This is a genomic window from Nitrospirillum bahiense, from assembly GCF_007828025.1.
Classification (GTDB): Bacteria; Pseudomonadota; Alphaproteobacteria; order Azospirillales; family Azospirillaceae; genus Nitrospirillum; species Nitrospirillum amazonense.
The window spans coordinates 287,298-312,429 of the sequence record NZ_VITO01000006.1; the positions used below are offsets into that span (position 1 = coordinate 287,298).

The 25,132-nt window shown below is 68.8% G+C and carries 22 protein-coding genes; 7 read left to right on the top strand and 15 right to left on the bottom strand.

The features are described from left to right. Nucleotides 1–135: 135 nt before the first annotated feature. Nucleotides 136–1,059, top strand: coding sequence for a transporter substrate-binding domain-containing protein (locus FBZ88_RS11370; protein WP_246138616.1), 924 nt, complete (start codon nucleotides 136–138; stop codon nucleotides 1,057–1,059). A gap of 12 nt (nucleotides 1,060–1,071) precedes the next feature. Here FBZ88_RS11370 and FBZ88_RS11375 read toward each other — a convergent pair whose 3' ends face one another. From FBZ88_RS11375 to FBZ88_RS11400, 6 genes are all read right to left on the bottom strand, one after another. Continuing rightward, nucleotides 1,072–1,464, bottom strand: a complete 393-nt coding sequence (locus FBZ88_RS11375; protein WP_145616940.1) for a hypothetical protein — start codon at nucleotides 1,462–1,464, stop codon at nucleotides 1,072–1,074. A gap of 27 nt (nucleotides 1,465–1,491) precedes the next feature. After that, nucleotides 1,492–1,980, bottom strand: a complete 489-nt coding sequence (locus tag FBZ88_RS11380) for an arsenate-mycothiol transferase ArsC (RefSeq protein ID WP_004272607.1) — start codon at nucleotides 1,978–1,980, stop codon at nucleotides 1,492–1,494. Nucleotides 1,981–1,988: 8 nt separating this feature from the next. Then, nucleotides 1,989–2,489 carry a UPF0262 family protein gene (locus FBZ88_RS11385; RefSeq protein ID WP_004272608.1) on the bottom strand — a complete coding sequence of 167 codons (501 nt, stop codon included), beginning with the start codon at nucleotides 2,487–2,489 and terminating at the stop codon, nucleotides 1,989–1,991. A 12-nt stretch (nucleotides 2,490–2,501) separates the two neighbouring features. Next, nucleotides 2,502–3,794 (bottom strand): histidinol dehydrogenase, encoded by a 1,293-nt coding sequence (gene hisD, locus FBZ88_RS11390; protein WP_145616942.1) that lies wholly within the window; start codon nucleotides 3,792–3,794, stop codon nucleotides 2,502–2,504. After that, a complete protein-coding gene (gene hisG, locus FBZ88_RS11395) occupies nucleotides 3,784–4,542 on the bottom strand; it encodes an ATP phosphoribosyltransferase (protein WP_145608718.1) in 759 nt (252 codons plus the stop codon). Before hisG ends, hisD begins: the two co-directional genes overlap by 11 nt. Nucleotides 4,543–4,695: 153 nt before the next feature. Then, on the bottom strand, nucleotides 4,696–4,977 hold the full coding sequence (locus FBZ88_RS11400; protein ID WP_145616944.1) for a cysteine rich repeat-containing protein: 282 nt from the start codon (nucleotides 4,975–4,977) through the stop codon (nucleotides 4,696–4,698). A 180-nt stretch (nucleotides 4,978–5,157) separates the two neighbouring features. Between FBZ88_RS11400 and FBZ88_RS11405 the strand changes: the two genes are divergently transcribed. Genes FBZ88_RS11405 through FBZ88_RS11420 form a run of 4 tightly spaced genes read left to right on the top strand, consistent with a single transcriptional unit; the run spans nucleotide 5,158 to nucleotide 7,578 of the window. Beyond that, nucleotides 5,158–6,030, top strand: a complete 873-nt coding sequence (locus FBZ88_RS11405; protein ID WP_145616945.1) for a sterol desaturase family protein — start codon at nucleotides 5,158–5,160, stop codon at nucleotides 6,028–6,030. After that, nucleotides 6,027–6,641, top strand: coding sequence for a sigma-70 family RNA polymerase sigma factor (locus FBZ88_RS11410; RefSeq protein ID WP_145616946.1), 615 nt, complete (start codon nucleotides 6,027–6,029; stop codon nucleotides 6,639–6,641). The genes FBZ88_RS11405 and FBZ88_RS11410 overlap by 4 nt, the downstream gene beginning before the upstream one ends. After that, nucleotides 6,638–7,072, top strand: a complete 435-nt coding sequence (locus FBZ88_RS11415) for a hypothetical protein (RefSeq protein ID WP_145616947.1) — start codon at nucleotides 6,638–6,640, stop codon at nucleotides 7,070–7,072. The genes FBZ88_RS11410 and FBZ88_RS11415 overlap by 4 nt, the downstream gene beginning before the upstream one ends. A 47-nt stretch (nucleotides 7,073–7,119) precedes the next feature. Beyond that, a complete protein-coding gene (locus FBZ88_RS11420; protein WP_145616949.1) occupies nucleotides 7,120–7,578 on the top strand; it encodes a periplasmic heavy metal sensor in 459 nt (152 codons plus the stop codon). An 8-nt stretch (nucleotides 7,579–7,586) separates the two neighbouring features. Here the strand turns inward: FBZ88_RS11420 and FBZ88_RS11425 are convergent, their stop codons facing one another. Next, nucleotides 7,587–8,294 (bottom strand): LysE family translocator, encoded by a 708-nt coding sequence (locus tag FBZ88_RS11425; RefSeq protein WP_211102614.1) that lies wholly within the window; start codon nucleotides 8,292–8,294, stop codon nucleotides 7,587–7,589. Nucleotides 8,295–8,776: 482 nt separating this feature from the next. Beyond that, nucleotides 8,777–10,258, bottom strand: coding sequence for a catalase (locus tag FBZ88_RS11430; protein WP_145616950.1), 1,482 nt, complete (start codon nucleotides 10,256–10,258; stop codon nucleotides 8,777–8,779). 154 nt (nucleotides 10,259–10,412) lie between these two features. Here FBZ88_RS11430 and FBZ88_RS11435 point away from each other — a divergent pair, with 154 nt between their 5' ends. Next, nucleotides 10,413–11,321 carry a hydrogen peroxide-inducible genes activator gene (locus tag FBZ88_RS11435; RefSeq protein ID WP_145616951.1) on the top strand — a complete coding sequence of 303 codons (909 nt, stop codon included), beginning with the start codon at nucleotides 10,413–10,415 and terminating at the stop codon, nucleotides 11,319–11,321. Here the strand turns inward: FBZ88_RS11435 and FBZ88_RS11440 are convergent. From FBZ88_RS11440 to FBZ88_RS11455, 4 genes are all read right to left on the bottom strand, one after another. Continuing rightward, nucleotides 11,311–14,574, bottom strand: a complete 3,264-nt coding sequence (locus FBZ88_RS11440; RefSeq protein ID WP_186464338.1) for a tetratricopeptide repeat protein — start codon at nucleotides 14,572–14,574, stop codon at nucleotides 11,311–11,313. The two genes, FBZ88_RS11435 and FBZ88_RS11440, sit on opposite strands and share 11 nt — an antisense overlap. 129 nt (nucleotides 14,575–14,703) lie before the next feature. Next, nucleotides 14,704–17,238 carry a DUF3141 domain-containing protein gene (locus tag FBZ88_RS11445; protein ID WP_145616953.1) on the bottom strand — a complete coding sequence of 845 codons (2,535 nt, stop codon included), beginning with the start codon at nucleotides 17,236–17,238 and terminating at the stop codon, nucleotides 14,704–14,706. Between the two features lie 447 nt (nucleotides 17,239–17,685). Continuing rightward, nucleotides 17,686–18,099, bottom strand: a complete 414-nt coding sequence (locus tag FBZ88_RS11450; RefSeq protein WP_145616955.1) for a hypothetical protein — start codon at nucleotides 18,097–18,099, stop codon at nucleotides 17,686–17,688. A 157-nt stretch (nucleotides 18,100–18,256) separates the two neighbouring features. Further along, complete coding sequence (locus FBZ88_RS11455) at nucleotides 18,257–19,957, bottom strand: methyl-accepting chemotaxis protein (RefSeq protein ID WP_145616956.1); 1,701 nt, start codon at nucleotides 19,955–19,957, stop codon at nucleotides 18,257–18,259. Nucleotides 19,958–20,427: 470 nt separating this feature from the next. Here FBZ88_RS11455 and FBZ88_RS11460 point away from each other — a divergent pair, with 470 nt between their 5' ends. Further along, nucleotides 20,428–21,390: a hypothetical protein gene (locus tag FBZ88_RS11460; protein ID WP_145616957.1), complete on the top strand. Its 963-nt coding sequence runs from the start codon at nucleotides 20,428–20,430 to the stop codon at nucleotides 21,388–21,390. 7 nt (nucleotides 21,391–21,397) lie between these two features. Here the strand turns inward: FBZ88_RS11460 and FBZ88_RS11465 are convergent, their stop codons facing one another. The 3 genes from FBZ88_RS11465 to FBZ88_RS11475 form a co-directional block, all read right to left on the bottom strand. Further along, nucleotides 21,398–22,759 (bottom strand): DUF3667 domain-containing protein, encoded by a 1,362-nt coding sequence (locus FBZ88_RS11465; RefSeq protein ID WP_145616958.1) that lies wholly within the window; start codon nucleotides 22,757–22,759, stop codon nucleotides 21,398–21,400. Between the two features lie 124 nt (nucleotides 22,760–22,883). After that, a complete protein-coding gene (locus FBZ88_RS11470) occupies nucleotides 22,884–23,579 on the bottom strand; it encodes an HAD family acid phosphatase (protein WP_145616959.1) in 696 nt (231 codons plus the stop codon). A 10-nt stretch (nucleotides 23,580–23,589) separates the two neighbouring features. Beyond that, entirely contained in the window at nucleotides 23,590–25,077 is a 1,488-nt protein-coding gene (locus FBZ88_RS11475; RefSeq protein ID WP_186464339.1) for a metallophosphoesterase, read from the bottom strand. Between the last annotated feature and the right edge of the window lie 55 nt (nucleotides 25,078–25,132).

The following is a 25,132-nucleotide window of genomic DNA, read 5'->3' on the forward strand; positions in this document are numbered from 1 at the left end:
CGGCACCTGAGAACGATTTCATTTGTCAAAATACGCGCCGCAAATGGTGGCGTCATAAGGCAAGATCAGGGGTCACGCCGCCGCCGGGGGGATGCGGTGCGGCCTGCGGGGGACGGTTCAATGGGGTGGACAAGGGTGGCCGCGGCACTATTGTGCACGGCCTTGGTGACGACCAACGCGCGAGGTGCCGGCACTGCCGCGCCGCCGGCAGATGAGGCGCATCCAGCACCGGCGCGCGCGCAGAACGATGAGGTCTTCACCATCGTCTATCCCCGCGCCACGGAAAGCGCCACCGACCCCCGGGACGAATATCCCCTGGGCCTGCTGCGCCTGGCCCTGGACAAGGTGGGCGCGCGCTACACCATCCGGCCCAGCGCCACGGTCATGGAGCAGGCCCGTGCCGCCGTGGCCCTGCAACAGGGGACGGAAGTGACGCTGCTGTGGAACGGCATGTCCGCCAAGCTGGAACGGGAGCTGCGGCCCATCCGCATCCCCCTGTTCCGGGGGGTGCTGGGCTATCGCCTGTTCATCATCAACAAGGCGGCTCAGGCCAAGTTCTCCGCCGTCCGCACCCTGGACGACCTGAAGCGCCTGACCGCCGGCCAGGCCCTGGGCTGGCCCGATGTCGACATTCTGCAGGCGGCGGGCCTGCCGGTGGAGGCCTTCCGCTATGACCTGCTGTTCCGCCTGGTGGGCCTGCACCGCATCGACTATTTCCCCCGCGGCGCCAACGAGATCTTCGCCGAGGTCGCCCAGCGCACGCCCGACGTGCCCGACCTGGCGGTGGAAAGCGATCTTGTCCTGGTCTACCCCTTCGACAGCTTCTTCTACACCAGCAAGGCCAACGAAGCCCTGGCCGCCGCCATCGAGAAGGGGCTGCTGAAGGCCTATGAGGACGGCAGCTTCCTGAAGTACTTCAACGACAGCCCCTACATCCGCCAGATGCTGACCGAAGCCCATCTGGACAGCCGTCGCCGCATCGAGATTCCCAACCCGCTGCTGTCCCCGGAGACGGCGGCCCTGCCGGACCGGTTCTGGTATGGCAAGGACAGGCGATGACCGGGCGAAGCGTCACCGGCCCTTGCCCAGCTTGGCCAGAACCTGGGTGATGGCGGCGCGCACGCCCGGCTTGTCGATGATCTCCCCGCAATAGAGAACAGGCAGCGCCTTGCCTTGCTGCGGGTTGCCTTCATCCCGCGCCACCGGCATGTCGCCCTTGGCCAGGGCCGCCATAACGGCCGCCTTCACCGGCGCCAACATCTCAGGATCACGGCCCCTGCCTTGCACGATAGTCTCGCCCCAGCCATAGCCCTGCTCCTTCAGGTAAGGCTGATCCTGCGCCACCAAACAGGTGGCAACGGCGTAGCCCTCCACATCCCGCTGCGCCTCACTGCGCCCCGCGGCGAGGGCGGCGGACGCGGTCAGGCATGCGAGTAGTATCAGTAGATAACGCGACATCGTCATGTCACGGCACCTCATTTAAAGCGCCTCTCACAACACCGGCACAGGCCCCAGCGGGAAGCGCTGCTTGATGCGGGCCAGCAGGCTGTCGCGCACCTGGCGGTAGGCGGCCAGGCGGGTCTCGCGGTTGCCTTCGATGAAGCTGGGGTCGAAGGTGTGCCAGAACTCCACGTCGCAGGCGGTGGTGCGGGTCATTTCCACGGCGCGGTGCTGCGCTTCCGGCGACAGCGACACCACCAGGTCGAAGCTGGTGTCCTCCAGCTGGTCGAAGGTCTTGGCGCGATGGCGGCTGATGTCGATGCCCATTTCCTCCATTACCGCGGCGGCAAAGGGATCGGGGTCGCCCTCGCGCACGCCGGCGCTGTCGACATAGAGGCGGTGGCCGTGCAGGTGGCGCAAAAGCGCTGCGGCCATGGGGGAACGGATGGAATTATGGGTGCAGGCGAACAGCACGCTGGTGATCTGGGCCGGATGCACGGCAGGGGCGAAGGCGGCGAAAGGATCCGGGCGCTCCGCCATCTTTCCCCTCAGCCCCGGATATGCAGGACGCAGATGAGGGTGAACAGGCGGCGGGCGGTGCCGTGGTCCATGGTCACCTTGGCGGCCAGCCGCTCGCGCAGCAGGTCGGAGCCCTCGTTGTGCAGGCCCCGCCGGCCCATGTCGATGGCCTCGATCTGCGACGGGCTGGCGGTCTTGATGGCCTTGTAATAGCCCTCGCAGATCAGGAAATAGTCGCGGATGACCGTGCGCAGGGGCGTCAGCGGCAGGGTGATGCGGTCTACCTCCGCATCCCCCTCGTCCCGCAGGTCGAAGACCATGCGGTTGTCCTCGATGGACAGGAACAGGCGGTAGGGCCCGGCGTCCGGATGGTCCACCAGCTGGAACTGCTGGTTCTCCTCTACGAGGTCGAACAGCGCCACCGCCCGCTCATGCTCCACCTCCGGCCGGCGGCGGATGGCCGTCTGCTCGACCAGCTCGACGTGGACGATGCGCTGGCGGCCAGCGTCCGGCTTCGGGGCGTCCGACATGCCGGCGCCCCTTCAACGGCCCAGCCGGACGCGAACCGACAGCGCGTGCGCGCCCAGCCCCTCCGCATCGGCCAGGATGGCGGCCTGCGGCCCCAGCCGGCCCAGGCTGGCGGCGTCGCAGCCCACCAGGGTGGTGCGCTTCATGAAGTCCAGCACGTTGAGGCCGGAGGAGAAGCGGGCGCTGCGGGCGGTGGGCAGCACGTGGTTGGGGCCCGCAATGTAGTCGCCGATGGCCTCGGGCGTGTAGCGGCCCAGGAAGATGGCGCCGGCGTGGTTGACCTTGGCCGCCAGCGCGTCCGGATCGGCCACCGCCAGCTCCAGATGCTCCGGCGCCAGGCGGTCGACCAGGGCCGCCGCCTCGTCCAGGTCGCGCACCAGGACGGTGGCGCCGTTGTTGCGCCAGCTGGCCCCGGCGATGACGGCGCGGGGCAGGGTCTTCAGGTGGGTGTCCACCGCCGCGCGCACCGCCTGGATGAAGGCGGCGTCATCGCTGATCAGGATGGACTGGGCGCTGCTGTCATGCTCGGCCTGCGACAGCAGGTCGGCCGCGATCCAGCTGGGATCGTTGGCGCCGTCGGCCACCACCAGGATTTCCGAGGGGCCGGCGATCATGTCGATGCCCACGGTGCCGAACACCTGGCGCTTGGCGGCGGCGACATAGGCGTTGCCGGGCCCCACGATCTTGTCCACCGGGCGGATGGTGGCGGTGCCATAGGCCAGCGCCGCCACCGCCTGGGCGCCGCCCACGCGGTAGATCTCATCCACGCCAGCGATACGGGCGGCCGCCAGCACCAGGGGGGACAGCGCCCCCTCCGGCGTCGGCACCACCATGGCCAGCCGCTTCACGCCCGCGACCTTGGCCGGGATGGCGTTCATGAGGACGGAGCTGGGGTAGGAGGCGAGGCCACCGGGCACATACAGGCCCACGGCCGACAGCGGTGTCCAGCGGGCGCCTAGGCGCACGCCCGCCTCGTCCACGTAATCGTAGGTATCGGGCGTCTGGCGGCGGTGGAAGGCCTCGATACGGCCGGCGGCGACCTTCAGCGCCTCGATCACCTCGGGGTCGCAGGCGGCCACGGCGGCCTCGATCTCGCACTCCGCGATACGCAGCCGGTCGGGTGTCAGGTCCAGCTGGTCCCAGCGGCTGGTGTATTTGATCAGCGCCTCATCCCCGTGCAGACGCACGTCGCGCAGCACCTCGGCCACGGCGTCGGCCACGTCGCTCTGGGATTCCCGCTTGGCATGCAGCAGCCGGTCGAAGTCCGCCTCGAAGCCGGCATCGGTGGTGCGCAGTTCACGCGGCATGGGTGACAACCTCCGTGAAACGGTTGATCCAGTCCTGGATCTCCGGATGGCGGGTCTTGAAAGCGGCGCGATTGACGATAAGGCGCGAGGTCACGTCGGCAATATGCTCGATCTCCACCAGGCCATTGGCCTTCAGGGTGGCGCCGCTGGACACCAGATCGACGATGCGCTGGCACAGGCCCAGGCTGGGCGCCAGTTCCATGGCGCCGTTCAGCTTGATGCATTCCGCCTGCACGCCGCGGCGGGCGAAGTGGCGGCGGGTGACCTCGGGATATTTGGTGGCCACGCGCACGTGGCTCCAGCGCGAGGGGTCGTCGCCCTGCGCCTCGGCCACCGGCTCGGCCACGGCCAGGCGGCAATGGCCGATGCCCAGGTCCAGGGGCGCGTAGATTTCGGGATAGTCGAATTCCATCAGCACGTCGTTGCCGCACACGCCCATCTGGGCGGCGCCAAAGGCGACGAAGGTGGCGACGTCGAAGCTGCGCACGCGGATGATCTCTACATGCGGCAGGTTGGTGGCGAAGCGTAGCGCCCGGCTTTTGGGATCGTCGAACGCGGCCTCGGGCCGCAGGCCCACGGCCTCCAGCAGCGGCCGCACCTCATCCAGAATGCGGCCCTTGGGCAGGGCCAGGGTCAGCCGCTCCGGCGCGCCGGACGCGGCGGCGCTATGCGCGTGCCCGGATGTCGAAACCGGGGCGGTGGCGACCGGGGACAACGGGGCGGATGGTGGCGGCGCGGCGGCAGGCATGGAAACGCGGGCTCCGAAGGACGAACCCCATTCCGGGTCCGGAGGGCCGCAGAATAGCAGATCGTCCGCCCCCGCCAACGCCTTGGGTTGGAGGGCAGCCCTGTCTGTTTGCACAGGGGGCCGCCCTACGAACCCGTCCTTGCTGGCCCGGCCTTACTGGTTCTGGGGTGCTTGGCCCTTGGCCGGCAGGGTGGCCAGCGCCGCCTTGCAGTCAGGCGACAGCTTGTCCTCGTGCGCCTTCAGGCAGGCGAGGATGCGACCACCGCCGGGCTGTTCGTCTTTGCACAAGGCCTGACGGTCAGGCTGGCAGGCCTTCATGGCGGCGCGCGCAGCGGGGTGGGCCGGCTGGCCATCCTGGGACTGGGCGAGGGCCGCCACGGGTGCCAGGACCAACGACAGGGCGAGGGAAGTGCCGACAAGCGTCTTGGACATCATTTCAGGTATCCGTGTTGGAGGGGGACAGGGACGGCCATTTCCGCCGCCTGGCCCTGGTACGCCACGCCTCCCGCCAACTATTCGATCCCGTTTTTCAAAAATCCTGCGACCCCGCCCGAACACGGAAGGGCACGGCCTGCGTATCAGCGCCAAATCCACCGTTTCCCGTGAGGTTCGGCCATGGCCATCCTGGGTGGCGCCAGCGTCCTTCCCCTGAAGTTCTACCCCTTCGTCGCGGCCGCCGTGGCGGCGGAGGTGGCGTGGTACGCCACGCGGCGGCGGCCCTATCCCTGGTCGGAAACGGCAACCTCGGTGGCCGTCCTGCTGATGCGCATCCCCATGAAGCTGGTGCTGGCCGGCGTCGTGGCGCCGGTGGCCTGGTATGCCTGGACCCACCGCATCGCCACCGTGCCGCTGGACCGCTGGTGGGGTCTGACCCTGCTGTTTGCGGGAGAGGAGTTCTGCTACTACTGGGGCCATCGCCTGGGTCATGAGGTGCGCTGGGTCTGGGCATCGCACAGCGTCCACCATTCCCCCGCCGCCTTGCATCTGGCCAGCGCCTTTCGGCTGGGGGTGACGGAAGTGCTGTCCTGCGGCTGGCTGGTCTACGTTCCCCTGTATTTCCTGGGCTTCAGCCCGGTGGCGGTGGCGGCGATGCTGGCGCTGAACCTGTTCTATCAGTTCTGGCTGCATACCGAGGCGGTGGGCACCCTGGGCCCACTGGAATGGGTGCTGAACACCCCCGCCCACCACCGGGTGCACCATGCCAGCAACCCGGAATACCTGGATCGCAACTACGGCGGCGTGGTCATCGTCTGGGACCGGCTGTTCGGCACCTTCGGCCAGGCGTCGCCCGATGTGCCGTTGACCTACGGCCTGGCCCATGTCGCACCCAGCAGCAATCCGCTGGTGGTGTGCCTGCGCGAATGGACGGCCATGGCCCGTGACGTGGCCCGGGCACGGGGGGTAAGCGCCCGCCTGCGCCAGCTGTTCGGCCGCCCCGGCGACAGCCTGAGCGCGCGGGGCGCGTCCTTGCGACAGGACATCCCGTGACGGGCCAGCAGCCCTGGGGCCGCCTGCCCGCCGCCCATGGGGACGATGGGGCGGACGACGACGTCCTGATGGCCCGCGTCGCCCAGGGGGACGAGCGGGCGCTGCGCCAGGTGGGCCAGCGCCACTATGCGGCCACCTGGCGACTGGCCAAGCGCCTGCTGACCTCGGAAGCGGAAGCCGACGACGTGGCGCAGGAGGTGTTGGTGCGGGTGTGGAACCATGCGGCACGCTGGACGCCCGGCCGCGCCCAGCTGTCCACCTGGCTTTACACCGTCACCTACCGGCTGTGCCTCGACCGCCTGCGCGGTCGCCGGCACGCCCCGCTGGAGGCGGCGATGGACGTGGCCGACCCCAGCGACGGGGCCGCCGAGACTATGGAACGCCGGTCGGAACAACGGCGCGTGCGCGATGCCTTGGCCAGCCTGCCGGAAAAGCAGCGCGCGGCCCTGGTGCTGTTCTATTACCAGGAAATGCCGGGGCCCCAGGCGTCGGCCGTGCTGGGCTTGAACCTGCGCGCCTACTGGTCGCTGCTGTACCGTGCCCGGGGCGCGCTGGAGCGGGCGCTGACCAGAGGCGGCAAGGAGCCTTTTGGAAGGAAGGGTGAGCCATGACCATTGAGGAATTCGCCCAGTTGCTGGCGGCCCACGGGCCGGACATCGACCACTGGCCGTCGGCGACCCGGCGCGCCGCCCGGCGCGTGCGTGCCCAGGACGCGGACGCGCGCGACCTGTGGGAAGCCGCCTTGCGCCGCTGGGCCCCGCTTGCCGGCGACGGCCTGGAAGAAGATGCGCCGGGCGCCGTCCGCGTCCAGGCCGGCATCGACGCCAGCCTGCGCCGCATCCGCCAGCGGCAGGTTCCGGCCCCGTCGACCCCCTGGCTGTCCTGGCGGCCGGCCGGCGCCGTCTTCGCCACCATGGCGGTGGCCGGCTGGCTGGCCGGCACCTGGCTGACGCCGCCGGCCGAGGCGACGGCGCCAGCGACGGCCTCGCTGGCCACCCTGTTCACCCTGGCGGGTGTGGGTGGTGACTGGCTGGTGCAGTAGCGCCCCCGTTTCCCGTCCGCCCCGTTCTTCACCGAAGGTTTACCCCCATGCGGTCACCGGTTCTGCGCTTCCTCTTCCTTCTGTCCCTGGCCCTGAACCTGTTCCTGCTGGCCTTCCTGGGCGCCCAGCAATGGCGCCAGCGGGCGGCCCTGGGCGCCCTGCCCCCGGCGCTGGCCCGCTCCGCCGCCGGAAACGCGCTGGCCACCCTGGTGGGGCAGTTGGCGGAACAGCTGCCGGCGGGGGATCGCAGCCTGCTGCGCGGCGCCATCGTCAGCCACATGGCGCAGCTGGAGGCGGCACAGGGCCGCTTCACCGCCGCCATGGATCAGGTGCGGGCGGAGATCGACCGCACGCCGCTGGACCCCGATGCCCTGCGCGCCGCCATGGCCAACGCCCGCGAACAGCGCCAACCCATCGGCCCGGTGTTGGAGGACATCATGATGGAGGTGCTGCCCAAGATGTCGCCCGAGGGCCGGCACGTCCTGGCCCGATACCGCGGACGCTGACGCGCCTCTCACGGCAGGACCGCCCGGTGCAGCTCCACCGCCGCGAAGGCCAGGAAGGCCAGGCCGGCGGTGATGTCCAGCGCCCGCGCCACGCGCGGCGCCATCATGCCGCGCAATGCCGCCACCCCCGCCACCAGCACCACCCACCACAACAGCGAACCCGCCGCCACGCCGGCCACCGTGGTGGCGATGCGCAGGCGTGCCACCTCCGCGCCGGAAAGGGCCGAGAGGGGAACGAAGGCCGTCAGCATCGCGGCGAAGACGATGATGGTGGGCGGATTGGTCAGGGTCAGCAGGAAGGAGGAGGCCCAGGCGCGCGGCAGGGACAGCGTCGAGAGGGCGGCCGGCCGGTTATCGCCCTGTAGCGTTTCAGGGCCGGCGGGCTTGGGCCGCAGGGCGGCATAGGCCAGCCAGCCCAGGAACAGCCCGGCCAGCAGGTGCAGCGGCCGACCATGGTCGGTGACGAAGGCCGAGACCTCCGTCAAGCCCAAGGCGGCGATACCGGCGTAGACGCCGTCGCCGGTGGCGATACCCGCCCCGGTGGCCAGGCCCAGGCGCCAGCCGCCGGCCAGCGTGCGCCGCATGCACAGGAAGGCCATAGGGCCCACCGGCGCCGCCACGCCCAGGCCCAGCAGCATGGCCTTCAGGAAGACGCCAGCGAAGGCGGCGGGCAAGAACAGGTTGGGCGCGATGGTGATCAGCGTGTCCAAGTCCATGAGAACCATCCCAATTTTAAAAGGTCGTTCCCGCGCCGCGCCGGCATTGCCAGGGCGGTGACGCCACCGCCCCGCAAGGAATGGGACGGCGGCATCGGCGGGATTGGGGAAAACAAAAAGCCCCGCGGGCAGCTGCTCGCGGGGCCTGTTATCGGGTGTGTCGGGGACGGTGCTTAGCCGTTGTCCCCCAAACCCCGTGTCATAAACAGACAAAGCCCCGCCCCAAGCGGCACAGCGGTTTGCTGGCTGAATTGGGTGACGAGGCGCATCGGAATATGACCCTTTGTTGTGATGGGCTGCAGGCTAAGCCGCCGGGCCGCCCGGCCACAACCTGAAAGTGCGCGTTTGTTAAAGAAAAATGTGACCGGGTGGCTTTTCGGGCACACCCGGTCACCAGGTTCCCTGGTGCCAAGGCCTGTTCCCGGTGGGGGATCACGGGGAAGGGCCGGTTTGGGGGACGGGCTCCAGGGTGGGATGGGGTGTCAGGGGATGGCCGTCTCCGGCCGGCCGGCGCCCTCGCCCTGGGCCAGGGCCCGGCGCACACCCGCCGCATAGTCGGCATGGACCAGGGCGAAGTGACCCAGCTGGCGCTCCACAATGGCCTGCGGCACGCCCCGCATGGCGGCGGCGATGTTTGCGAACAGCCGATCCTTCTGGCCCTGGTCCATCAGGGCGAACAGGGCGCGCGGCTGGCTGTAGTCGTCATTGCCCGCGCGGTGGTCATGGCGGCCGACCTCGCCCGACAGGCGCAGCGGCGGTTCGGCCACGCTGGGGTCCTGGGCCGGGCCGCCCAGGCTGTTGGGTTCGTAATAGGCGTCGGGGTTGCCGGTGTCGTTGCGGAAGAAGCGCATGGCCCCGTCCTTGTGATAGTGGTGCACCGGACACTTCGGCTGGTTCACCGGCAGCGCTTCGTAATGCGTGCCCAGGCGGTAGCGGTGGGCGTCGGCGTAGGAGAAGATGCGGGCCTGCAGCATCTTGTCCGGGCTGTGGCCGATACCGGGGACGACGTTGGATGGGCTGAACGCCGCCTGCTCGATCTCCGCGAAGTAGTTGTCGGGGTTGCGGTTCAGTTCCACCACACCCACGTCGATCAGCGGATAGTCGGCGTGCGGCCACACCTTGGTCAGGTCGAAGGGGTTGTAGGGCGTCTTGTCGGCGTCGGCCTCGGGCATCACCTGGACCTGCAGGGTCCAGCGCGGGAAGTCGCCTGCCTCGATGCTACCGAACAGGTCTTCCTGATAGCTTTCGCGCGACCGCCCCACCACCTGGGCGGCCTCATCATTGGTCAGGTGCTTGTGGCCCTGCTGGGTCTTGAAGTGGAACTTCACCCAGAAGCGTTCGCCCTGGTCGTTCCAGAAGCTGTAGGTGTGGCTGCCGTAGCCGTTCATGAAGCGCGGGCTGGGCGGCAGGCCGCGATCCGACATCAGGATGGTGACCTGGTGCAGGCTTTCCGGCGACAGGGACCAGAAGTCCCACATGGCGGTGGGGCTGCGAAGGTTGGTGCGGGGATGGCGCTTCTGCGTGTGGATGAAGTCCGGGAACTTCAGCGGGTCGCGGATGAAGAAGACGGGCGTGTTGTTGCCCACCACGTCCCAGTTGCCTTCCTCGGTATAGAATTTGACGGCGAAGCCGCGCACGTCGCGCTCGGCATCCGCAGCCCCCAGTTCACCGGCGACGGTGGAGAAACGGATCAGCAGGTCGGTCTTCTTGCCCACCGCCCCGAACACCTTGGCGCGGGTGTAGCGGGTGATGTCATGGGTGACGGTCAGGGTGCCGAAGGCGCCCCAGCCCTTGGCATGCACCACACGCTCCGGAATGCGCTCACGGTTCTGGTGCGCCAGCTTTTCCATAAGCTGATAGTCCTGCATCAGCACGGGGCCGCGCGGGCCGGCGGTCAGGCTGTTCTGGTTGTCGGCGATGGGGGCGCCCCCGGTGGTGGTCATGCGGGGTGGCTGGCTGGTCATGACTATCGTCCCTCGTCGTCTTCTGATGGGCTTGGGCGTCCGTGCGCCCGACGAGGAAAAGCTACGCCGTCCGACCTTCATGCGTAAAATCGATTGTTCGTATCATCACGATAGACCACATATATCGTCAGTGCGCTTTCGAAAGGGCGTCCTCGTGAACCTTCGCGACCTGCGATACCTGCTGGCCGTGGCCCAGCACCGCCACTTCGGCCGGGCCGCCGCCGCCTGCAACGTCAGTCAGCCCACCCTCAGCAGCCAGGTGGCCAAGCTGGAGGCGCGGCTGGGCGCCCCCCTGTTCGAGCGCACCAACAAATGGGTGGCGCCCACGCCGCTGGGGGAGGAGGTGCTGGTCCATGCCGCCCGGGCGGTGGCGGAGGCCGACGCCATCGTGGCCCTCGCGGGCGCCCGCGATCCGCTGGCAGGTCCCCTGACCCTGGGCGTCATCCCCACCCTGGGGCCTTACCTCATGCCCCGGGTGTTCGCGCCCTTGCGCCGGCGCTGCCCCGCCCTGACCCTGGAATTGTGGGAAGACACCACCGACGCCGTGGTGGAACGGCTGCGGCGGCGCCAATTGGATGCCGCCCTGATCGCCACCCCGGTGGTGGGCGGGGATCTGGTGGAGCAGCCCCTGTTCCAGGAAAAGTTTCTGGCCGCCCTGCCCCCGGATCATGCGCTGGCGGACAGCGGCGAAGCGGTGGACGAGGCAGCGCTGGCGGCCGACCTGCTGGTGCTGGCCGACGGCCATTGCCTGCGCGACCAGGCCCTGGCCGCCTGCGCCCGGCCCGACCCCGGTGGCTGGTCCCTGCGCGCCACCAGCCTGGAAACCTTGCTGAACATGGTGGCGGCCGGCTACGGCACCACCCTGGTGCCGGCCCTGGCGGCGGCGGTCCATGCGGGGCGCCGGGACGTGGCCTTCCGCCCCCTGGCCGGCGCGGGGACCGGCCGCCTGATCCGCCTGGTCAGCCGCCCCACCTTCGCCCGCCAGCCGGCGCTGGACGCTCTGGCCGGCCTGATCCGAACCGTGGCGCCCGCCAAGCCGGCGGACACCCCGCTCACGGGATGACGCCATAGTCCTTGAAGGTATCATCGATGCCGGCGGCGTTGGCCCGGGCGGCGGTCAAATCGGCCTGCCCTTCCTGCGCCATGCCTTTGCGCAGCTTGGCCAGCCCCCGGCCATAGAGGCTGGCCCCACTGGTGGCGCGATCCTTCAGCGCCTCATCATACTGGGCGATGGCCTCGTCGTAGCGCCCCAGGCGCAGCAGGACAAAAGCTCGGCTGTCCTGGATAGAGCTGGAGGTCGGCTGCAGTTTCAGCGCCGCGTCGCAGTCGGCCAAGGCGGTATCCAGCGCGAAGCCTGCAGTCGCCTGTTCCCAGCACAAGCTGTTCAGGCCGGCCGCCTGGCCCGCCACCTTGTCGCGCGCCTTGGCGAAATCCTCCCGCGCCTGCTGATCGCGGTGGATGTCGGCGTAGAACCGGCCCCGGTTGATCAAGGCATATCCCTGGGCCTTATCGCTGGCCAGACTCAATGCCCGATTGAAGGTGGCCTCCGCCGCGACGTTGTCGCCCAGGCGCGCCTGGGCCATGCCCAAGGCCGTCAGATAGTCGCTCCGGTTCGGGTCCAGCGCCAAGGCGGCGGTCAGATCGGCGACCTTGCCCTTTTGGTCGGATGCCGGCCGCGCGCGGGCGCGCTGGGCATAGACGGGGGCGGTGGGCTTCAACGCCAGGGCACGGTCGTAGACCGCCACCGCTTCATCCTTCCGCCCCAGGATTTCCAGGGCCACGCCCTTCAGGGCATAGGCTTCGGCATCGTTGGGCCGCGCGGCAATGGCCGCCTCACCCTCCGCCAGCATGGCATCCATCTCGCCCCGCTGACGCAGGACGTTAGCGCGAACCTGATAGGCATCCAAACGATTGGGGTCCAGCCGCTTCAGTTCCGTGGCATCGGCGAAGGCCTGGTCAGGCTTCTGCAAACGATAATAGGCCTGCATCCGTTGCCCCAAGGCGTAGAAATCGGTTGGCCATAGCTGCAACATGCGCGTGGTGAGCAGGATGGTGTCGTCGTTACGCCCCTGGTTCAGAGCTAGCTGGGCGTTGCCGTTCATCGCCTGCTGGCAGGCGGGGTCTAATATCAGGGCCTTGTCAAAATCCGCTTGAGCAGCCTTGGCATCTCCCATTTCCATCCGGATATAGCCGCGCACGCCATAAGCCGGCGCCCAATCGGGCCTCAGGGTGATGGCCTTTTCCACATCTGCTAGGGCCCCGGCCTTGTCGCCGCGTTGGAATAGGATGTCGGCGCGGCCCACCAGCCCTTCCGGCGTCTGGGGCACCTTGGCCAAGAACAACTCCTGCTCCTTCGCCGTGCCACGGTAGTTCAACGGCGTCATCAGATAGACTGCCTCTTCCGATAGGCTGCGGATTTCGGCGGCGGCAGTATCGGCATCCACGGTTGATCCCACATATTCCGGCTTCAGGGCGCGCGTGCTGACATCCAGGATCATGATATTGCGCTCCACCTTCAGGTCGCGATGGAAGGCCATTTCCATTACCGTTTTGTCGACGGCACTGCCGTGAACGGTGGCGCCCAGCGCTTCGGACGGCAGGATGACGGTCTTCCGCGTCCGCTCATAATAGGGAAAGCTGACGGCGTAAGGGGCATCCTGGTGCGGGCCCGGCTGGCGCTTGGCATCTGCCTTCCAGCCCAGTTCCCCGTCCGGCAGTTGCAGGTATTGCGCTGTGGTTGCCGCCAAGCGCTTCCATTCCAGCGTCTGTTCACCGTCCACCACCAGGGTCTGTCGCCCCGTGGCCACGTCAAAATGATCGCCCACGGTCTTTGGCTGCAGGGTGGGATAGTGTTTGGTCCAGAAATTCCTCAGCGCTCGGTCACGCGCTTCGGCTGATAGGTTGTCCAGGCCGCGTTTCACCTCCAGGGCGCCGTCGCCAGTCAAAAGCTTTTCGCCGTGGACGTGGACCGGCATGGTGATCCCAGCGGACGCATCGATAGTAAGCGTCGTCAACTCCGACGGCTCATCCAGGGCCGGCGGCACCAGGGGCACCAAGGCGCCATCCTCGGGCAGCAGCGGCAGCGCCCAATGGAAATAGGGCACCGGCAGCCGGTCCAGGTCGCGGCCGGCATCACCCTCGCGGGTGCCGTCCAGCCAATAGTCATGGCCATCGATATGCGCCCGCACCAACACATGGTCGAACAGGCCCGGCATGGGCAGACGGGCATCCATACCATCACCGGCCGCCGTGCTGACCAGGGCCGGTTCGGCCGGAATGTCCAGGGCGTGCAACAGGGCCAGCAGCAGCGCCGTCTTGCCCTTGCAGTCACCGAAGCGGCGCGTCCAGGTCAGGTCGGCCGCCGCCGGCACCAGAGCGCCGTTGTTCATGCCCAGAAACAGATAGCGCACCTGGTCCTCCACCAAGGCCAGCGCCAGGCCCGCCCGTACCTTGGGCTCGCCCGACACGGCGCGGATGCGCGCCACCTCCGCGTTCAGGGGCGAATCCGGTGCCAGCACCGATGCCTCGGCGAACAGTGCCGCCATCTGGGCGGAAAGCTCGGCCCACGACGCGTAAGAGCTGAACTCCAGCTGGCGGAAATTGAAATAGCGGGCCGGCGCGCCCTCCGGCCCGTGCAGTTCCGCGACATCCCGCATATCCAGGCTCAATTCGCCCGGCGCCGTCTTGGGCTTGTCCAGTCCATCGGTGGCGCGCCAGCGCAAGGGCTGGGACCGGGGCCAAGTGGCCCGCACATGGACGCGGGCCGCTGGCGCTATCCAGAGTTCGGTGAACAGCTCCCCCACTTGGCCCTGCAGGACGGGATCGTTGCGCGTCAGGGTATAGGCGGTTTCCAGCACGTCGCCCACCTGCAGGCCCGGCGGCTGCAGGGTGACGGTCAGCGTGCCGTCCAGGGTCGCCGCCTCCAGATTGCGTTCCCGCCGCAGGATCGTGAAGGGCTGGGATGCCGGCAGCAGATCGATGACTTGGTCGCCCCGACGGATCTGGTACTGATGCAGGGTCAGGACGTCGGTGTTGGGGTTCCAGCTCAGTTGCAGGGAGCCCAAGGCGCCGAGCCCCTGCGGCGTCTGCGCCCGCAGGACGCTATGGTTGTAGACCGACAGGCCGGCGGCGGCTTGGTTCAACTGCCAGTCGGTCAGCAGCACCTGGATCGCGGCGGAGGCGCTGCCCCCCGCCAGGGCCACGGGGGCGGTGACCAGCTTCACCCAGGACTCCGGCGGGGCCACGACGGGCTTATCCGCCGCCAAGGCGTAATTAAAGCCGCCGCCCAGGCACCAGGCCAGGACCGCACCCGCCAAACACCCACGCATATCCATCCCCCACGCCAACCAACCCGGCCAACACCACCGGCCCCGGGACAGCATTCTAGACGGGAGGGCGGATCAGACCAATGGCATTTGCCCGCAGGACGTGTGAATGCGCGATCCTTATCGCCGGGGCGCCTTGGCGCGGCGGGGGGCCGGCGCGCGCTGGGGCACGGTCACCGGGGCCGTGGCCACGGGGCCGGGCTTGGGTTCGGCCGCCACCTCCACCGGCGGGCTGGTGGGTTCTTCAGTGATCACGGAGGTCTCGGCGGGCGGGGGCTCCGTCGGCGTGGGGGCCGCCTTGGCCCGGCGCACCTTGGCGGCGGTGGGTTTGGACCGGGGCGGCGTCGGCGCGCTGGGTTCCGCCGCGGCGGCGGGGGCAGCCGCCGCCGGTGCCTCGTCCAGCACCGGGTTGGGCAAGGCTGTGTCCGGGGCAGGAGTGCTGGCGGTGGTCGAGGCCTCGCCAGGGGCCTTGGGCGCCTTGGCGGCCAGGTCCTTGAACAAGGCCACCACGCTATCCAGCCGTTCCCGGCCCTTGGTGTCCAGCGGACCGGCGGCGCCGGCCACCATCACCAGGCCTTCCGAAAGGCGGGTGATTTCCTCCGCCGTGGCGCCAGCCAGCAGCTCGGGCAGGGTTTCCAGGGCCGCCGCCGGGTCCAGCAGCAGCATCAGGAACTGATCGCGCACCAGCTGCTTGAACTCCGCCAGTTCCAGGCCCCGGCCGTGGATGTCGCGCAAACCGCGCAGGGCGTTGAAGCCGCGGGCATCGGCCATGCGCTCCGCCAGCGCCACATGCAGCAGGGCGCGCATGCCGGCCTCGCGCAGGCCGCCCTCATGCAGACGTCGGCGCAGCTCCGCCCCCTGTTCCGCCAGGAAGCGGCGGTGTTCCGGGGTCTCGCCGGGATGGCTCCGGGGCGGGGCGTCGTCGGCGTTGAGGCCGAACAGCGCCTGGGTCAGCGGGTGCCCGTAGATGCCCATGAACAGCGCCTCCGCCGTCGCGTCGCGGCGGTCGCGGTAGACGTCCAGCGCCGTTTCCATCTGGCGGGCCAGCCGCTGTTCCAGGTTGCGCCAGATGTTCTCCGACCCAACCGGGCGACGGTCGCGCCGGGCGGCGGCGGCCAGCTCCGGCACGCCGTTCAGCCAGGGGTTGGTGTCGGAGAACAGTTCATAGCTGAGGCGCAGGGGGTGGAGGCCGCGCAGGATTTCCGCCGCCGTCTCCCCCACCAGCTGGCGCACCCAGGGCTGCAGGAGGTCGCGGTAGAGACCCAGCGTCACTCGGGAGAGACGGGACACGGTGGCGAAGCGGCGTTCGTCATCCGGCAGGGGTTCGACATGGGCCGCCACGTCATTGATGCTGCGGGCGGCGAAGCGCAGGACGTTGGGGTCGCCCTCCTGCCCGGACTGGCCGGAGGGGGCGGCCTCGGCCGGCAGGATCTGCGCCTCGTACAGGCCAGGGGGCAGCACGTCGATGAAGTCGATGTTCGACGCGAACTCGCGATGTTCCTTCCGCGCTACGGCGGCGGAGACGAAGATGCCCAGGTGGCCCACGCTTTCATGCACGGCGTAGACGATGGTCTGGCCGTGGCAGCGGATGTCGTCCACGCTTTCATACAGGTCGCAAATCCAGCCCAGCGCCTGCGGCGGTGGGGAGATGTTGTCACCCTTGGAGCAGAAGACGATGATGGGGGAGCGGATGGCCCGCAGGTCCACGCGCACGCCGTCCTTGGTGACGATGTCGGCGGTGGCCAGGCGGTTGCCGACGAACAGCTTGTCGACGATGTACTGGATTTCCTCGCCGTTCAGCAGGACGTGGCCGTTCCACCACTTCTCGAAGCCCAGGTAGCGCGGCGCCTCGGTGTCGACCTTGTCCCACAGGGCGTACTGCTTGCCCACCAGGGTGTTGGCGGGGTTCAGGTTCTCGAAATTCTGCACCAGCCAGGCGCCGTCGAACAGGCCGGCGCCCAGGTCGCTGGCGAAGGCCGTCAGCCAGCTGCCGCCCAGCAGGCCGCCGCTGTAGCGCATGGGGTCCTGCCCGCGATGGCCGGCCCAGAAGGACAGGGGCGTGCCGGCGATGATGATGGGGCCGAACAGGTCGGGGCGGATGGCCGCCGTCATCATCAGCTGCCAGCCCGCCTGGCAGTTGCCGATGACCACCGGCTTGCCCTCGGCCTCCGGATGCAGCTCGATGACCTTTTCCAGGCAGGCGGCCTCGGCCGCGATCACGTCCTCCACCGTCTGGCCCGGCACCGGGCGCGGCAGGAAGCCGATGAAATAGCAGGGATGGCCGGCGGCCAGGGCCACGCCGATCTCGCTGTCCGACTTGAAGCCACCGATACCGGGGCCGTGGCCGGCGCGGGGATCGACGATGACGAAGGGGCGCTTCTTAAGGTCCAGCTCGACGCCCGCCGGCGGAATGATGCGCTGCAACGAATAATTCACCGGCCGGGGCAAGGTGGCGCCATCCAGCACCGTCTCGCTTTCGAAGCTGAGCACCGTGGGCGCCGTCTGGGCCATGTGTTCATGGTACTGGGCGCCGCGCTGGCGCAGCACGTCCATCACCAGGGCGGTGCGCTGGAAGGCGTCGACCGTGTAGGCCAGCCCGTCCTGCCACAGGCGGAAAGGCCAATGATTACTGGGGTCAAGGAAGCCCGCGGGCATCTCGAATGGGCCCTTTTGGTCAAACGGGCCCCTAGGGCCGGTCGCGTCGGTAAAGGCCATCAGCTTTCCCTCTTCAGTCGGTCCCGCGCGCCGCTTGCCACCGGCGCCAGGGGATAACCCCGCGAGGCCGCAGTATAACCAAGCGCTCTCGCAGCCGCGAAGAAGGTTTTGCGTCGCACAAAGGGAATAGGCCGCCGGGGGGTCCGGACCGGCGGCCTACCCAGGGCGGGGCCCCACTTCACGCCGCATCGGCCAAAGCGGTACCCCGCCCGCAAGACGCACCTAATGCGCGGCATTTGAACGTAACCGTTCAAATGCACCCTCACGCGCCGGGCGGCGGACATCCGTCCGCCTAGGCTTGTCCTCGCTGCGCCCTGCGGTGCTCGCTCCGGCGGCCCCGGTCGGGGCCTACAGCGGCACGAGTCACCATCTCGTGCCACTGTTAGGTCAGAAGCTGAGGCAGCGGCTGCCCTCTTCGCCGGCGGCGCGCTCCAGCACCAGGGCCAATTCCGCCGCCACGGTGCGGGCCTGCCGCCAGGAGGCGCAAGGGACGCGGTAGCGCCAGGGCACCGGCTCCCCCGCCCACAGGACCACCTGGGCCAGCGCCTCGGGCCGGGCAATGTCGGCCGGCCGGATGGGCTGCACCGCCACCTCCGCCAGGGGGAAATCACCGGCACGGCGGGGATCACTGATCCACACCCGGCCTGCGGCCAGGTCGACGCACACGGAACCGCCGGCCGGCAGATGGGCCGGCGTGGCGAAGGACCAGTCGGCCGCGCGTGGCGCCGGCAGCGGCTGGTCAGCCGTGGCGATGTCAGGGGTATGGGTGATGAGGTCGATCAGGGTGGTGAAGCCCAACATGGCGGCGTGTCCGGCGGGGGTCGTCCAGGCCCCCATTGAGCCGCCATCAGGCCATTAAAATTCCATAGCAGAAGGGGCCGCCGTTCATTAAAGCCCCGAAAAGGAACGGCCCGGCATCCTGCGATCCCGGGCCGCTGGAGCAGGCGTCACAGCCGGATCAGGCCGCCTTCACCCCGATGATGAAGCGCGACACCTCGGCGTTCAGATCCTCCGCCTGGTGCGACACGTCGCGGGCGGAGTCCTGCAGCTGGCCGGCGGCAGCGGCGGTGGCCACCGCCGCCTGGTGCACACCGGTGATGTTGCGCGACACGTCCTCGGTGCCCTTGGCGGCCTCGTTCACGCTGCGGGCGATTTCCGAAGTGGTGGCCGACTGCTCCTCGATGGCGGAGGCGATGGCCATGGCGATGTCCGACATCTCGTTGATGGTGCGGCTGACGCTCTCGATGGCGGCCACGGCCTGGGTCGTCAGGCCCTGGATCTCGCCGATCTGGCTTTCGATGTCGCCGGTGGCCTTGGCGGTCTGGTTGGCCAGGCTTTTCACCTCGCTGGCCACGACGGCGAAGCCCTTGCCCGCCTCGCCCGCCCGGGCCGCCTCGATGGTGGCGTTCAGCGCCAGCAGGTTGGTCTGCCCGGCGATGTCGCTGATCAGTTGCACGATCTCGCCGATGCGCTGGGCGCTGTCGGCCAGGCGCCGGGCGGTGCCGCTGGTGTCGTTCGCCTCCTGGATGGCCTTGGTGGCGATGGTGCGCGACTTTTCCACCTGGCTGCTGATCTCCTGCACCGTCGCCACCATTTCATCCGTGGCTGAGGCCACCGTCTGGACGTTGGCGGAGGCCTGCTGGGCGGCGGCGGCCACGGCACTGGACTGGGTGTTGGTCTGCTCCGCCGTGCTGGCCATGCTCTCGGCCGTGGCCTGCATTTCCGTCGCGGCACCGGCCAGGGCGTCCACCAACTGGGCCACCTTGGCCTCGAAGCCCTGGACCAGGCCCTCCAGAGCCACGGCGCGGCGTTCCTTGGCCTGACGCTCCAGCTCCTGCGCCTGGGCCAGGTCGCGGGCCTTGACCATGCCGTCGCGAAACACCTCCAGCGCGCGGGCCAGCGTGCCCACCTCGTCCCCCCGGTCGGTGTCGGTGACGGTGACCCCAAGGTTTCCGGCCGCCATGGTCTCGACCACGCCGGTGGTGCGGGCAATGGGACGGACGACCCCCGAGACGATGACCACCGTGGCGCCGCCGCACAGCAGGGCGGTGACGGCGATGGCCACCCAGGTCATCCACACGGCGCTGTCGGACAGGGCCTGGCCCGCGTCGGCGGCCTTCTTGCCCTCTTTCCCGTTGAAGTCGTTGTCCGCGATGATGGCATCGCGCGCCGCCTGGTATTGTTTCAGTCCCTCGCCCAGGTAGAGCGGCAACGCCTGCGCCACCTCGCCCTTGGTCACCATGTCCTGGACCCGCGCGGCGATGGCCCTGTACTGCACCCAATTGGCGTCGAATTCCTTCATCAGCCGCTCGTCATCCGTGCCGGCGGTTATCAGCGGCTGATAATCGGCGCGCGCCTTTTCCACGGCGGCGGTCGCGCCGGCGTACTGCTTGACCGTGGCCTGTATCAGCGTCGTGTCGTTGGCGCTGGCGGCGATGATCACCCGCCCCTCGACCACGCGGGCGTCGGCCACCGCCACGCCCAGACGGCCCAGCAACGCCGTCGATGGCAGCCAGTTGTCGCGCATGTCGGCGGCGGTGCCGCTTACCGCTTCCGTCCGGCTGAGGCCGAACAGCCCCAGGCCCAGCGTCGCCAGGAAGACCACCAGGAACGCCGTCAGGACCTTCAGGCGGATGGAGAGGTTGCGCCAGGCTGTCATGATAAGGGGTCCTTTCCTGGATGCGGCGTGCTGTGGACGGCCAATGGCGGTCCGGTGAAATGACGCCCCCTTGATCCCCCTCCCCCAATTAAAGAGGGATTAACAGACACTTGCCGGAATCTGCTGCGGGAACCATATTAATTCATTGATTATTATAGATAATTTTTCTCAATGCTTTAGCTGTACTGTGGGATAGCCGGAGGGTACGTGCGTAAATGTCGCACCCCCACAAGACGGCTGCACGCGATGACGCCAAGTTTACCCGGGCGACCTAATGCTCAAGCCTTAACGACTGGTTAGGACTGACGGCGTAGTCTTCAATCCCTTGGGCAACCCTGGCCCCCGGGATCAGGGGTCGCTCAGGAAAAAAGCCGCCGATAAGGTCGGCCGTACCAAGGCCCAGAAGGGCCCGCCACCACCAAGCGACAACGGCCCTTTGGCAGAAGGGGCCGAAGGGATGTGTTTGCGCCATGATGCCCGCCCCGCGGTTCAGCCAGCGGCAGCCCGTCTTGCGGCTGCCCCTCGCCCTCCTCATCCTCACCTTCCTGATACCCGCCTTCTGGGCTGTGTCCGCCCTGGCCGCCAGCGATGATCCCATCGACACCGGCGGCCTCGCCATGCCTGGCGCCTCCGTCCCGGCCCCGGCGCCGCTGGTGGTGCACGCCCTGAACCAAGGCACGGCACCCGCCTACGTGCTGAAGGTACTGAAGCTGGCCCTGGACAAGAGCGGCCGGCCCTATGTGCTGAAGGTCGACAACCACACCCTGCCCACCGCGCAGGTGTTGCGCCTGCTGGAACAGCCGGACAACGGCACGGTGGATGTCTATTGGCTGCCCACCGCGCCGGCGCTGGAGGCACACTTCCAGCCGGTGCGGGTGCCGCTGGCTCGGGGGCTGATGGGCTATCGCCTGCTGGCGGTGAATGAGGCGGCGCAGGCCAAGATCAACGCCGGCACGCCCCTGTCGCCGGGGCAGGTGTCGCTGGCGCAGGGGCCTGGCTGGCCCGAAGCCCGTCTGCTGCGCGCCGCCGGCCAGACGGTGCATGAGACGGCGGGCAACCTGTACAACGAGGTCGCCACCGGCGGTGCCGACGCCGTGCCGCGCAGCAGCCTGGACATCGACCAGGAGGTGGAGCGGGCGCAACAGGCCGGCGTGCCGGTGACGGTGGCCCGCGACGTCGCGCTGTTCTATCGCGACTTCTACCTCTACTTCTTCGTGGCCAAGCATAACGACCGGCTGGCCGACATGCTGCAGGACGGGCTGTACCAGGCCTACGCCGACGGGGCCTTCATGGCCCTGTTCCGCAACGACCCGCAGATCCGCGCCGCCATGGCCTACACCCGTCAGGGCCGCCGGATGCTGGTGCTGGCCAACCCCGACGCCACCACGCCCACCCGCACCATCGCCGCCAGCCTGACCGAAAGCCTGGAGTAGGCGCCGGTTACTCCACCAACCCCATGGAGACGATGAAGACCAGGTAGAAGGTCAGCGCCAGCAGGGCCACCCACAGCAGCACCATGGTGCGCCACAGGGCGCCGAAGGTGCCGAGGCGGTAGGCGCCCTTCAGATGGGCGTACATGTGGACGGGCGGCGCGAAGCACATGAGGCTGCCGATGGCGGCCGCCCCCAGCCCGGCGCGGGAGCCGAGAGCGGCCACCGCCGTCAGCACGGCCATGAAGGACAGGGAGTGCAGCGCGAAGACCACGTGGTCGTAGAGGTAGATGCCGCGCTTGAACAGGAACATCAGCCAGATGAAAGGCACGGATAGCGGGACCAGCAGGAAGGACAGCTTGGAGGCCGATTCCTTCATCTTGTAGAGCGTCAGCTCGGGGTTGCGCAGGGCGTGGCGGATGTGTTCCTCCAGCTTCGGCATGCCGAGGTCGACGTCGAACATCTCCTTGGAATCGGCCAGCCGCTTGGCCGCCCGCGCCCAGGATGGCTCATCCCCCGTGGCCGGCTCCTCGTCCGTGGCGCCGAACAGCTTGGCCATCTGCTGCTGGCGATGCTCTTCCTTGGTGGGTTTATGGGGCTGAGCCTCGGGTCCGGCTGAAGATTCCGCCGCATCGGGGGCGACCGTAGGCGCTGGCGGCGCCACCCCTTCCGCCGGAGCCGGGGCGCCGGCCGGGGCCGGAGCTGAAGCGGTGGACGCCGCTTGGCCAACCTTCTCCGCCGCCACGTCGAAGGCCTTCAGCACGGCCTCCGCCACCTTCAGTTCCTGTTGGCGCTTGTCCCGGCGGGCGGTGGCCTTGTCGACGTTGCCGCCGTCCTGCCGCGCCTCGGCCAGGTCGTTTTCCGCATCCTGCAGTTCCGCCTTGGCGTCGTTCACCGCCGATTCCAGCTCGACCCGGCCGTCGGCCATGGATCCGTGGTCCAGGTTCTTCAACGCGTTGCCGTTGATCACCTTGTTGGGCGTATCGATGAAGGACAGAGAGAAGAACATGAGGAAGACGCAGAACAGGAACAGCGCCAGGGGCGAGACATAGCGCACGCGGTGGCCGTGGACATAGTTGCGCGTCAGCTTGCCCGGCCGGAACGCCAGCATGGGAAAGGTGCGCCAGACCTTGCTGTCGAAATGCAGGATGCCGTGGAAGAACTCTTCCGCAATGTGCAGCATGGACCGGTGGACGTGCCCCGGCTGTCCGCAGGCATGGCAATAGGCGCCTGCCAGATGCGCACCGCAGTTGGCGCAACGGTGGTGCCCGTCCTCATGGCTGACGGCCGTGTGGTGCCGTTCGCCCTCGATGGCCCTGGCCACCAGGCTGGCTTCCGCCAGGCCACCGGCCGCGTCGATCTCCCCGCTCATCCCCGCCCCCCAAAGGCATTCGCTCCGCCGCCACGCGGCGCTGGCCCCCGCGGTTGCGCGGGGTCGGGGCCGAGGATGCGGGCGGCCCGCTTTAATTGCAAGATTGACAGGCCGGCTTAAGGATTTAGGGGATGAAGTAGAAGGGATTGGCCAGCTTGAAGGTGCGCTCGGCGTGGCCGCCGGCCAGGTCGCTGTCCTGGTCGCCCATGTTGGCGATGATGGTGTAGCCCTGCGCCTCGATGCGCGCCCGCTCCGCCATCTTGTAATCCGCCGCCGAGCCGTGGGCGCCGGGGGCGCGCAGCACCAGGCCGGCCCAGCCCTCATACCCGGCCGCCGCCAGGTTGCGGGCGGTGGCCTCGCGCTCCGCCTCCGGCCGGCCGGTGATGAAGAACACCGCGACGCCTGCTGCCCGCGCCTGGCGGTAGAGTTCCAGCGTCGGCGCGATGACGGTGGCGCGTCCCATCATCTCCCACGCCGGGGCCGCGCAGGGCCCCCGGTCCAGATCGCAGCCGCCGGCCTTGATGTAACCGAAGTCGTTGATCTTCAGCTGCGGCCAGTTGCTGAGCGACGTCTCATCGATGTCCAGCACCAGGGCGGGGTGGGATCCGGCCGGCAGGGTGGCGGCGCGCGCCGTGATCCAGGCCCCAGCCTCCCCCGCTACGCGTGCCAAGTCGCGGTCATAGGCGCCGCTGTCGTGATAGGCCACCAGCTGGGTCTTCACCACGCCCAGGTTGGGCAGATCCGCCACCGGTGTCGCCTGGTTGGCGCAACCGGCCAGCACCGTCAGGGACAGGGCGAGGATGAGGGCGCGGACGGACATGGTTGCTCCTTCAGGGGGCCGGGCAGGCGCAGCGGGTGTAGGCCTCCGCCAGGGTGTTATCCAGGGCGCAGAGATACAGGGCCTGGTTATCCGGAATCATGGCGGAGGCCTGGGGCCGGGCGACACTGTAGATGCTGCGGTACAGCGCGCGGGCGGGGGCGCTGTCACGGATATGCGCGATGATGCCGCGCAGGGCATCGGGGCTCAGCGGCCTGGCGCCCCAGGCCTGCGCGGTGTCGTATTCCGGCACCCAATGCGCGCTGGCCACGCTGGGCTGGTCGCTCAGGTTGGTCAGGTAATAGGTGGTGAGGTGGGCGATGGTGCCGTCGGGCGCCGCCTGGCCCAGCTTGAACGAGGGGCTCTGCTGGTAAACCGGGCTGACGGCCGGGGTCACCAGCACGGGCACGCCAGCACCCGGCGGCCCCACCAGGCGCAGGTCGTCCATATGGATGTGGCCCGCGAACAGCACCTTGATGATGTCGTGATACTGCGCCAGCTCCGCCTCGAACCGCGCCTCCATGCCGGGGGCGAACAGTTCCACGGGCGCGGTGCAGGCGGGTATCGGTTGGCCGGCCGCCGCCGCCGCCTTGGCCGCCTTGGACCAGTTGTTGGCGGTGGCGAAGCCATCGATGCCCGGCACCACGTGGGTGATCAACCAGACGCTGTCGCCTGCAGCCCTGGCGTCGGCCAGGGCTTGGTGCAGCCAGGCCAGCGTGGTGTCCTGGGGCGTGTCATCCGCCCGGCCGCAGTTGTTCTTGTACTTGCGGGTCAGCATCACCGTGTCGAAGGACAGGATGCGCACGCCCTTCAGGGTCGGATGCGGCATAACGTAGTTGCCGGCCTGGCGCCAGTCGCGCCCGATGCCGGCCTGGTCCGCCCGGCTGTTCAGGGTGCGACCGAAGCCCTGGGTCAGCAGCGGCAGGGTGTCGCCCAGGAACTGGCCGCTGGGTTCCACGGCGTAGTCGCCGCAATAGCTGTCGTTGTTGCCCAGCGCCGTCAGTATCGGCACGCTGGGGAAGGTGTGCCGCAAGGTTTCCAGCAGGGTCGTGACCGTTTTCAGGGCGAAGACGCGGTAGGCCGCCTCATCCCCTTTGTGCGCCGGCAACGCCGCTTCGAACGTGTCGCGGAAATCGTGGGCCAGCATGTCGCCGGTGTGCAGGATATAGGCCGGGTGCGGCTGGGCGTGCCGCATGGCGGCCATGGCGGAACGCAGTACGAACCAGTTGCTGTCCCGGCCGAAGGGCGACAGGCGGCGGCCGGCCGTGCCGTCCAGGATGGCCGGCCAGTCCTTGGCCGGCGCCGCGTCCAGCCGTGCGGCCAGACTGGTGTCGTCCAGCGGGTTGAAGTGCATGTCGCTGACGACCAGGAAAGGCGCCGATTCCCCCGCTGTCGGCCTGGGCGTTCCGGCTTGGGTCGCGCGGGCGCCGGTGGCCCCCAGCAGCGACAGCCCCATCGCCACCACCACAGCCATGACCGGCCAGGTCTTTGCCTTCACCACCAACCGCCCCCTTTGGTTTCGCAACCGCAGTATCGCGCCCCGTTGATGGCGGGCG